General features: G+C 62.3%; 1 protein-coding gene. It reads left to right on the top strand.

Annotated features, from left to right (window positions below; translation table 11 throughout):
- Positions 1-238 precede the first annotated feature (238 nt).
- The gene (gene typA / locus K728_RS0107655) at positions 239-2,155 is read left to right on the top strand and encodes a translational GTPase TypA (protein WP_019481625.1); all 1,917 of its coding nucleotides are present in this window, start codon (positions 239-241) and stop codon (positions 2,153-2,155) included.
- Positions 2,156-2,209: the final 54 nt, after the last annotated feature.

Here is a 2,209-nt window from a genome sequence, read left to right as displayed (position 1 = left end):
GCCCTATAGGGGCGGGCCGTTTCTGCGTGCAGAGGCCACCTCGGATTGTGTCAGTCGCTGCCCGGGGTCCCCTTTCGGCGCAGATCTGATCGTGCCGGACACGCCGGGGACCTGCGATTTTGACCCGAATTGCTCCCCGCGTTAGGGCATTTTTTCCTGAGAGCTTAGACTGGTACAAGCAGGCGCCGTCCTCATAACGCTAGATTCCCCTCAAGATTACTGAATTGAGTCATTACGCATGTCTGAAACCACAGGCAACACAGCTGTTCGCAGCGACCTCCGCAACGTTGCCATCGTGGCCCACGTTGACCACGGAAAGACCACCTTGGTTGATGCCATGCTCCGGCAGACCAATTCCTTCGCAGCCCATGGCGACGTGGCAGACCGGGTCATGGACTCCGGTGACCTCGAGCGCGAAAAGGGCATCACCATCCTCGCCAAGAACACCACCGTGTTCTACGACGGTCCTTCGGCCAAGGGCGAGACCATCACTATCAACGTGATCGACACCCCGGGCCACGCCGATTTCGGTGGCGAGGTGGAACGCGGTCTGTCAATGGTCGACGGCGTTGTCCTGCTGGTGGATGCCTCTGAAGGCCCACTGCCCCAGACCCGCTTCGTGCTGCGTAAGGCCCTCGCCGCGAAGCTCCCAGTGGTGCTGCTGGTCAACAAGACCGACCGTCCCGACTCGCGGATCGATGAAGTGGTCAGCGAATCAATGGACCTCCTCCTCGGCCTCGCCTCGGACCTCGCCGACGAAGTTCCGGACCTGGACCTTGACTCGGTTCTCAACGTGCCAGTCGTTTACGCGGCAGCCCGTGAAGGCGCAGCCTCACTCGAGCAGCCAGCTGACGGCACCGTTCCGTCGAATGACAACCTTGAGCCACTGTTCAAGACCATCATCGATCACATCCCAGCGCCCCGGTACAACCCGGACGGTGTGCTGCAGGCGCACGTCACCAACCTTGACGCCTCCCCGTTCCTGGGCCGTCTCGCCCTGCTGCGGATCTTCAACGGCACCCTGCGTAAGGGCCAGACCGTCGCCTGGGCCCGTCAGAACGGTGAGCTGAAGTCCGTCAAGATCACCGAATTGCTGGCCACCCGCGCCCTCGATCGCGTGCCTACCGACTCCGCCGGACCGGGCGAGATCGTCGCCGTCGCCGGTATCGAGGACATCACCATCGGTGAGACCCTGACCGACATTGACAACCCCCAGCCACTGCCGCTGATCACCGTCGATGACCCGGCCATCTCGGTCACCATCGGTATCAACACCTCGCCGCTCGCCGGCCGGGTCAAGGGCGCCAAGGTGACCGCGCGCCAGGTGAAGGATCGCCTGGACCGTGAACTGATCGGTAACGTTTCCCTGAAGGTTCTTGCCACTGAGCGTCCCGACGCCTGGGAAGTACAGGGACGTGGCGAGCTTGCACTCGCCATCCTCGTCGAGCAGATGCGTCGTGAAGGGTTCGAACTGACGGTTGGCAAGCCTCAGGTTGTGACCCGGATGGTCGACGGCAAGGTGCACGAGCCGATGGAGCACATGACCATCGACGTACCCGAGGAGTACCTGGGCGCAGTGACCCAGATCCTCGCCACCCGCAAGGGCCGGATGACCAACATGTCCAACCACGGCACCGGTTGGGTCCGGATGGAATTCATCGTCCCCGCCCGTGGCCTGATTGGGTTCCGTACCAAGTTCCTCACGGACACCCGCGGCGCCGGTATCGCCGCTTCCTACTCCGAGGGCTACGAGCCCTGGGCCGGGGACATCGAGTACCGCACCAACGGCTCGATGATCGCTGACCGCGCCGGAGTCGTTACCCCGTTTGCCATGATCAACCTGCAGGAACGCGGATCCTTCTTCGTGGAGCCCACCTCCGAGGTATACCAGGGCATGATCGTCGGCGAGAACTCACGCGCCGATGACATGGACGTGAACATCACCAAGGAAAAGAAGCTCACCAACATGCGTGCAGCCTCATCGGACACCTTCGAGAACCTCACCCCTCCCCGCAAGCTGACCCTCGAAGAGTCGTTGGAGTTTGCCCGCGAAGACGAGTGTGTTGAAGTGACTCCTGAGTCGATCAGGATCCGCAAGCTGATCCTCGATGCCAACGAACGGATGCGCGCGGCTCGCTCACGCGCCCGCGTCTAGTCTTCGACCGTTTTGCAGGATCGCTCATCGACACTGGCTGACGACGACGACCGG

The sequence above is a fragment of the Arthrobacter sp. CAL618 genome (assembly GCF_000468215.1).
Lineage (GTDB): Bacteria > Actinomycetota > Actinomycetes > Actinomycetales > Micrococcaceae > Arthrobacter_D.
This window is presented reverse-complemented; position numbering and strand designations above follow the sequence as displayed.